Below are 7,154 nucleotides of genomic sequence, written 5' to 3'. Positions count from 1 at the left end.
CCGGTAAAGGAAGCGCCGATCTGATTTATGCACCGAAGAGGAACATGAACCTTCCTATCCTGCTCATAGAATTTAAATATGGTCAGAGCGCGGAAGAAGCCATGAATCAGATTAAGGAGAAGGAGTATTTCAGCAGATACCGTGATGGTGATTATCCTAACGATGTGTTGCTTATAGGCATTAACTATAATCCTAAAACAAAGGATCACCAGTGCCTGATTGAAAAGTTGGATAAATAATTCATGCCTAATGATTGCTATACCCGACAGAATCTGAAAGAAGCCAAAATGTGCGCTTTCAAAACTATTGGGAAAATTCAATATCCGAGCTGTCCTCAATGTGGAAAAATCGGTAGTTATACCAGTGGAATAACTTTATCACCTCTTATAGAACTCATAAATCACATTTATAACGGGCATGAAATTCTAAATTTCCGCCCCGGTCCAGTACTGCAGTACTGTGACAAATGTGGAACTGTTTATTTCAATCCGGCAAACACTGAAGTTGCTCTTAGCGGTACCCGCAACAGGATCGCCGTACTGTCAGGATTTTGGTTTATGCTGTTTGCCATCTTACGGGATACATAAATGCCAAACAAGGCATTTTTTTCATCGACAATTCACAACGTCAAGACGACGTATATCTTATAGATAACTACTGTTGCAGTTACTGCGGTTATATGCTCAAACGCCCGTCTCTTTATGAAAAGAGCATCGGTCCCGCGCTAATCAAATGTCCGCAATGTCACATAAATCTTTATGACAACTAGGCAATAACGGTCTTACCAACTCAAACGAACAGCTTAAGACCTACGCCACCATTGCCCACGGTACCGGACGAGACATCAATACCCTGACTGATGCGGTTATTGCTTTCTCCCAGGGTTCTACCAAGGCACTCCGGCAGTTCGGCATTACGGCAAAGGATAACAGTGACACAATTTCTCTTACCTATAAGGGGGCCACCACAGAGATTGAAAAGAACAGCAAGGCTCTGGATTCCTATCTCTCTGATTTGGCAAAGAACAACTTTGACGGTGTTTTGGAAACCAAACTCAACACTGTATCTGCCGCTACTGGGAGACTGGATAATGCCATGGGTACTTTCTGCACCAGACTCATGCAGTCAAACGGCGGTTTCGGTGAACTCATCATCATGGGTAATGACTTTCTGGCCAATACCCTGAACGGCATTTGCCGTAAGGTGGTTGTCTTCATGCTCGTGGGCATTGCCAGCATTCTGGACACGAGAATCTTTCAGACCGGAAGTGTTCTCAGAACCGCAGTGATTTTCTTTTACCTTTCAAACGAAGGCATCAGCTTACTCGAGAACGCTGCACATCTCGGTCTGCCGATACCTGCTGTGGTCAGGAAAGCATTAAACCAGTTACACGAAAAATCAGAAGATAAGGAGAATAACAATGGCAAATAGTCCACTCGTAAGTTACACCAGATTGAGTCCGAACCATTCCGGCAGAAGGACTCATGCAATAGACCGAATCACACCTCACGCTGTTGTCGGTCAGCTCAGTGTTGAACGCATTTGCGACTGCTTTAAGGACAGCAGCAGACAGGCAAGCTGCAACTACTGCATCGGGGCTGACGGCAGAATCGGACTCTGTGTTGATGAGCAGAACCGATCCTGGTGCTCATCATCTCGAGACAACGACCAAAGAGCTGTTACCATCGAATGCGCATCAGATCTGACTGAACCTTACACCATGAAGACGGAGGTGTATGCTGCCCTGGTAGATCTGTGCGTTGATATCTGCAGAAGGCATGGCAAGAAGAAACTTGTGTGGATTGCCGATCGGGATAAGGCTTTGAGTTATTCGGTCAGGAGTGATGAAATGTTGCTGACGGTTCACCGCTGGTTTGCTCGAAAATCCTGTCCGGGAAATTGGCTATTCGGGAAGTTGGGCGATTTGGCTCAAACGGTGAATAGCAGACTTGGGGAATAAGGGAATTAACCTTACTAAATAAAAAAGCCGGTAATTGGGATGCCGGCTTGGTCTATTTTAAATTGTTATTTTGTTATACATCTGTCATTCGAAACTGAAGTGGCTGATACCGGGAAAGTGAAATAAGTGTCAGGATAAGGTTCGTCTTTCAGAGTGAAATGCCACCATTCTTCTTACAAAGGTTTAAAACCATTATTCAACATCGCCTCCCGAAGAATCATTCGGTTGTTATATTGCTCTTTAGTAATATTTTTATAATCCGGATGGCTCAATAAACCAAAGTAATCGAATGTTCCTCCCATATCTACTTCTTTTTCAGTATTCATATCAAAAAGAGTTAAATCTACTGTACTGCCACGACTGTGTCCTGAATGTTCGGCTATATACCCTTGAGGGAAAAGAACGTTCTTTTCAAGTTCAGGATAGAAATACTTTTTCATCGCCACATCGTTAGTATCGAGAGCCCAGCGCATAAAGTGATTAACAGCTTTTTGAGGGCGATACGCATCAAAAATCTTTAAACGGTATCCTTTCTTTTTTAAATCATCACTGACTTTTTTGAGCGCAGTGGCTGCTTCTTTTGTAAGTAAGGCCACCGGTTCTTCATACCCGTCAATTCTGGTGCCCACAAAATTATATGTCGAATAATACCTGATTTCTAAGATTGCATCAGGAACTGCTTCACTCAGTAACACAAAGTCGCTGGCATCATTAGAAAGATTCAACTTAACATCACTATTTGATATTTCATTGATAGTATCTGTCTTTGCAAACTCCGCCTGGTTTGCACAACCATATAAAGCGAGAGTTACGGCAAAAAATAAAGATGTTAGTCCTTTTCCTTTACGCTGATTTTTCATAACTAATTCTCCATCCTTAGTGAATTTTATCGCCTGATTTTTAATTGTGTCCTTTATTTCACCAAACTGTTCTCATAGATTCTAGCATGTTGGTGGCTGTATTTCTGTGCATGAACGACAAATTGAAAATAAAAGCAGATCCACTCCAACAGTTGCTTCCTGAAATCGCCTTCCCACTATTACCTTGACACTCATCTCGATACACAGCTGTACAACTTTTAACCATTCAAAAAATATTTTTCTATAGTCATCGTCAAAACAGTTTTTTCAAGTCCATTGAATAGCAGGAGATCAAAGATTTATGACAGAACAACAGAAATCCATAATCAAAACTCTGCGCGAGCAGAACTTCAGTTATAACGCCATTGCCAAAGCGATGGGTGTCACCGTGGCTACCGTTAAAAGTTACTGCCAGCGTTCAGGGCTTGCCGGTAACCGCAAGGAGGCTTTTCAGTCTCAGTCGGATACACCTTTAGCACTGCCGTCTTTCTGCAGATGCTGTGGTAAGCAGCTCATCCAGAGGGAAAAGGTTAAACAGCGTAAATTCTGCTCTGATGAGTGTCGGGTAACATGGTGGAACTCTCATCCCGAACAGGTTAATCGCCGTAATCCTCACACAGGCAAATGCCTATGCTGCGGAAAGGAGTTCACCTGGTACGGTCCCAAACCTCATAAGTTCTGCTACCACGAGTGCTACATCAAACACAGATATGAAGGAGTGACGCATGACACCGAAGCAGTTTGAATCTGAGATGAACTATCTGGTGGCACGGCACATGGCTGAATGCTTTCTGAAACAGGGATTCCTGACCAAAACAGAGTTCAGGAAAATTGATGATTTTCTTATTGGGGCATTCACCCCGCTTATCGGAAAACTCTTAACACTATCGCTTGATAAGTCAGGCGATAAGAGTGAGTAATAGTGGTATCAAAACGAGGGTATAACTATGAAAACGATAAAGAAAATTGATGTAAAAAGCATAGCCCTGCCTGCCAGAAAACGGGTAGCGGCATATGCACGTGTCTCCATGGAATCTGACAGACTGGCTCATTCTCTGTCAACTCAGATCAGCTACTACAACGATCTCATTCAGAATAATCCTGAATGGGAATTTGCTGGAGTATATGCCGACAGCTTCATCTCCGGTACAAGTGTTGAGCGCAGAGCTGAATTCAAACGAATGCTTCAGGATTGTGAGGACGGTAAGATTGACATCATTCTTACCAAGTCCATAAGCAGACTGGTATTTGAGAACTGCATGTTTTTACCTCCCATCTTGGAGTTCAGTTTGTTACAGGCTCCTATAAAACCGTCGTAATCCCCCGTATCGCAGGCTCGGCTGATTTCAGTAAAGCCTTCATAAAATGCCTGTTTATAAAAATTCAGTCTGTCATCGAAATATTTCTCCAATTCTTCCCGACACTGTCTGATGAATTTGATATGTTCCTGGCATTCGCGTTCTATCCTTATTCTGTTTTCCCTGGATAATTTTGCGTCCTTAAGAGAACTTACAAGACAGCCGTAACATGCTGATGACAGGGCATAACCGAGAGCCGATCCGATTACAGCTCCTACTATCGGAATCGGAATGACTACCTGCCCCACCGTTGCCGACATCGAAGCCACCACCATTGAAAAACCACTCTGTCCCATCCGTTCCAGACATTCGGCACCGTCTATGGTACCGTTAAGATAGGCATGAAGGGACTTACCCGCTTCCAGAGTCATATTGACCATGGCAGCAGGAAGATTGGTTTTTGAAAGGTTACGCAGAACATCATTCCCTGAATTCTGCATTGTCCCCTTAAGCGCAGAACCGAAAAAACCTACGGCATATCCTCCGGCGGCAGCCTTTTCCGTTGTTTTTGCTATGTCACAGACGGCATCCTTACCGTCAATATTCCCTCTGTAATACTCACAGATATTTTTGATAACGGCAACTGAACCACCGATTACCGTGGCATTTCCAGCCTGTAATACAATAAAAATGCAGATCAGGTAATATTACGATTTGAAGTACAGGATGGAATGATAGTTTTACCAAAATCAGTAAATCCTGAACGCATCAGATCAAATCTGGATATTTTTGATTTTAGGCTTACAGATGATGAGATGAACTCTGTACGGGCGTTGGACACAAACAAACCGACCTACAATCCTGATAATCCTGGTAACGGTAAGTGGCTTCTGAAAAATTATCCGATTGAGGATTAACACAGTCATTCCGTATTTTTCAACCAAGGATCTCTTATGAGATCCTTTTCTTTTCAGGAGGAATACTATGAGGCTCATCCGAAAGAAAGGTACAAAGCCGGAATGACGGAGAGCGATTGTGCGATAGAGATTGAAAAATTTAAGAGAATGATGAAGTAATCATTTCTTAAACAGTTCTGAATGGGTACCCAGTCTTGTAAGCATCAGAACCATAATGTCGTTCTGAATTTCATAAATCAGCAACCAATCCGGCTCTATGTGGCATTCTCTCGTTCCTTTGTAGTTTCCGGTTAATTCGTGATCTTTGAATTTGGGATCCAGCGTTTCACCTTCAGCCAGAGTCTCGATAACTGTATAAAGTTTATCAATATTCTTGTTTTGCTTTTTGGCTAACTTCAAATCTTTCTTGAACTGAGAGGTGAACTTTACATCGTATTTTATGAGTCCAATGCCGCCTTGAGATCTTTCATATTGGAATATTTAGGAGAATCAGGATCGTTAAGCAGTCTTTTTCCTTCCTCGATAGCGGCAATTGTAGTTTCATTAGGTACATCAAGGAATAAATCAAAAGGTATACCATGCTTTCTGATGGCTGTCCGCAAGAATAAATTCACTGCGGTTGTCATGTTTAAGCCGAGTTCAGCAAAGATCTGTTCAGCCTGTTCTTTTACATCCTTATCGGTTCTGATATTCAAATTTGTGGCACTCATAATAGCCTCCTTGGTTACTACTTAAAATTATAGTTAAAATTCGTTTATTTGCAATATATTGTCATTACGAAATCATTATTTTGTTATGTGTTTAGCAATTCATATTTTCTAATCTAATCCATATTTAAGGAGATCAAAATGAACGACAGCACCATCAGGCTTTCTGCCGATACCGACGGTGGTCAGAAAGGCATTAAACCAGTTACACGATAAATCAGAAAATAAGGAGAACGAAAATGGGAAATAGTCCGCTTGTAACATACACCAGATTGAGCCCTAACCATTCCGGTAAAAGAACTCACACCATTGACCGCATTACACCTCACGCTGTTGTCGGTCAGCTCAGTGTGGAACGTATCTGCGACTGCTTTAAGGACGGCAGCAGACAGGCAAGCTGCAATTATGCCATCGGGACTGATGGCATAATCGGCCTTTGCGTTGATGAGCAGAACCGTTCCTGGTGCTCTTCATCAATGGATAATGACCAGAGAGCTGTTACCATTGAATGTGCATCAGATTTGACCGATCCTTATGCCATGAAACCGGAGGTGTATTCAGCCCTGTTGGATCTCAGTACAGACATCTGCAGACGGAATGGCAAGCGGAAGCTGGTGTGGATTGCTGATCGGGATAAGGCTTTAATCTATGAGGTTAAACCTGACGAAATGCTCCTCACCATCCATCGCTGGTTTGCTAAAAAATCCTGTCCGGGGAATTGGCTATTCAGTAAATTGGGGATTTGGCTCAAGCGGTGAATAGCCGACTTGGAGTGTAAAAATAATAAAGCCGGCAGTGATGAGGACTGTCGGCTCTACATGACATGACCTTATCTTTTACTATTTAATTTTGTATTCAACTACTCTTAACGTAACGGAATCATCTGGTTCAACATCATATACCCCAGCAGAGCAAAGACCTTTTTCAAGGCAGCTTGACTTTGCGGAAATAGGGCAATCCACACGCCCTTCAGCAACTGAGCAATCATAGATTAATGTTACATTTTCTCCGAAGAAATCAGGTGATGCTGTAATTTTTATTATAGAATCGTCTCCTTCAACACTAACCGTCACATTTGATATATATTTGGAGTTGTTGTTAGCAGGTAATCTCCACCCCATGCCCTGACTTCCATCTTTACATTGCTTTAGAGACCCTGTATCCATATGACACAGCTCTACTTGGGTGCGTGTTCCATTCCCCATAACTTCACGAAGAAACAGTTTTTGCTTATCATTCAATTTTTGAGTGTTCTTATAACCTTCCGAATTATGCTTTTTCTCCAACCTAGCCTTATCATATTCTTCCGCAAAACCTGCTTGAGATTCAACAGCACAAAACATCGGCAGGATAGCCACAGTGCAACATAAAACATTCTTAAATTTCATAGTTTTATCCTCTTTCAATAAACT

Annotated in this window: 13 protein-coding genes and 1 pseudogene; 9 read left to right on the top strand and 5 right to left on the bottom strand. The window is 42.3% G+C overall.

The window, feature by feature from the left end:
* From BMY80_RS10850 to BMY80_RS10835, 3 genes are all read left to right on the top strand, one after another.
* A partial coding sequence (locus BMY80_RS10850) for a PD-(D/E)XK nuclease domain-containing protein (protein ID WP_177178575.1) occupies positions 1–239 on the top strand: 239 nt, incomplete at its 5' end.
* A gap of 775 nt (positions 240–1,014) precedes the next feature.
* Positions 1,015–1,431, top strand: a complete 417-nt coding sequence (locus tag BMY80_RS12615; protein ID WP_245730155.1) for a phage holin family protein — start codon at positions 1,015–1,017, stop codon at positions 1,429–1,431.
* Positions 1,421–1,960, top strand: coding sequence for a peptidoglycan recognition protein family protein (locus BMY80_RS10835; RefSeq protein WP_093143591.1), 540 nt, complete (start codon positions 1,421–1,423; stop codon positions 1,958–1,960). The genes BMY80_RS12615 and BMY80_RS10835 overlap by 11 nt, the downstream gene beginning before the upstream one ends.
* 173 nt (positions 1,961–2,133) lie before the next feature.
* Here the strand turns inward: BMY80_RS10835 and BMY80_RS10830 are convergent, their stop codons facing one another.
* A complete protein-coding gene (locus BMY80_RS10830) occupies positions 2,134–2,820 on the bottom strand; it encodes a M15 family metallopeptidase (RefSeq protein ID WP_218140359.1) in 687 nt (228 codons plus the stop codon).
* Between the two features lie 301 nt (positions 2,821–3,121).
* Here BMY80_RS10830 and BMY80_RS10825 point away from each other — a divergent pair, with 301 nt between their 5' ends.
* From BMY80_RS10825 to BMY80_RS12610, 3 genes and pseudogenes are all read left to right on the top strand, one after another.
* Positions 3,122–3,565: a sigma factor-like helix-turn-helix DNA-binding protein gene (locus tag BMY80_RS10825; protein ID WP_093143589.1), complete on the top strand. Its 444-nt coding sequence runs from the start codon at positions 3,122–3,124 to the stop codon at positions 3,563–3,565.
* Positions 3,546–3,740 carry an SHOCT domain-containing protein gene (locus BMY80_RS10820; protein WP_093143587.1) on the top strand — a complete coding sequence of 65 codons (195 nt, stop codon included), beginning with the start codon at positions 3,546–3,548 and terminating at the stop codon, positions 3,738–3,740. Before BMY80_RS10825 ends, BMY80_RS10820 begins: the two co-directional genes overlap by 20 nt.
* A 27-nt stretch (positions 3,741–3,767) precedes the next feature.
* Positions 3,768–4,004, top strand: a pseudogene (locus tag BMY80_RS12610) (recombinase family protein); the annotation flags it as partial.
* Positions 4,005–4,006: 2 nt separating this feature from the next.
* Here BMY80_RS12610 and BMY80_RS10810 read toward each other — a convergent pair.
* A complete protein-coding gene (locus tag BMY80_RS10810) occupies positions 4,007–4,618 on the bottom strand; it encodes a hypothetical protein (protein ID WP_093143585.1) in 612 nt (203 codons plus the stop codon).
* Between the two features lie 204 nt (positions 4,619–4,822).
* Between BMY80_RS10810 and BMY80_RS10805 the strand changes: the two genes are divergently transcribed.
* Positions 4,823–5,035 carry a hypothetical protein gene (locus tag BMY80_RS10805; RefSeq protein WP_342741924.1) on the top strand — a complete coding sequence of 71 codons (213 nt, stop codon included), beginning with the start codon at positions 4,823–4,825 and terminating at the stop codon, positions 5,033–5,035.
* A 36-nt stretch (positions 5,036–5,071) separates the two neighbouring features.
* Positions 5,072–5,194 carry a hypothetical protein gene (locus BMY80_RS12715; protein ID WP_281242282.1) on the top strand — a complete coding sequence of 41 codons (123 nt, stop codon included), beginning with the start codon at positions 5,072–5,074 and terminating at the stop codon, positions 5,192–5,194.
* Here the strand turns inward: BMY80_RS12715 and BMY80_RS10800 are convergent, their stop codons facing one another.
* On the bottom strand, positions 5,195–5,476 hold the full coding sequence (locus tag BMY80_RS10800) for a type II toxin-antitoxin system YafQ family toxin (protein ID WP_093143584.1): 282 nt from the start codon (positions 5,474–5,476) through the stop codon (positions 5,195–5,197).
* Positions 5,473–5,745: a type II toxin-antitoxin system RelB/DinJ family antitoxin gene (locus BMY80_RS10795; protein WP_031580257.1), complete on the bottom strand. Its 273-nt coding sequence runs from the start codon at positions 5,743–5,745 to the stop codon at positions 5,473–5,475. Before BMY80_RS10795 ends, BMY80_RS10800 begins: the two co-directional genes overlap by 4 nt.
* 236 nt (positions 5,746–5,981) lie before the next feature.
* Between BMY80_RS10795 and BMY80_RS10785 the strand changes: the two genes are divergently transcribed.
* Positions 5,982–6,500 carry a peptidoglycan recognition protein family protein gene (locus BMY80_RS10785; RefSeq protein WP_093143581.1) on the top strand — a complete coding sequence of 173 codons (519 nt, stop codon included), beginning with the start codon at positions 5,982–5,984 and terminating at the stop codon, positions 6,498–6,500.
* An 81-nt stretch (positions 6,501–6,581) separates the two neighbouring features.
* Here BMY80_RS10785 and BMY80_RS10780 read toward each other — a convergent pair.
* Positions 6,582–7,154: hypothetical protein (locus BMY80_RS10780; RefSeq protein WP_218140358.1), on the bottom strand; the 573-nt coding region annotated here is incomplete at its 5' end.

Source organism: Ruminobacter amylophilus (genome assembly GCF_900115655.1).
In the GTDB taxonomy this organism is placed as follows: Bacteria; Pseudomonadota; Gammaproteobacteria; order Enterobacterales; family Succinivibrionaceae; genus Ruminobacter; species Ruminobacter amylophilus.
Note: the sequence above shows the minus strand (reverse complement) of the source record. Positions and strands in the feature narration are given on the sequence as shown.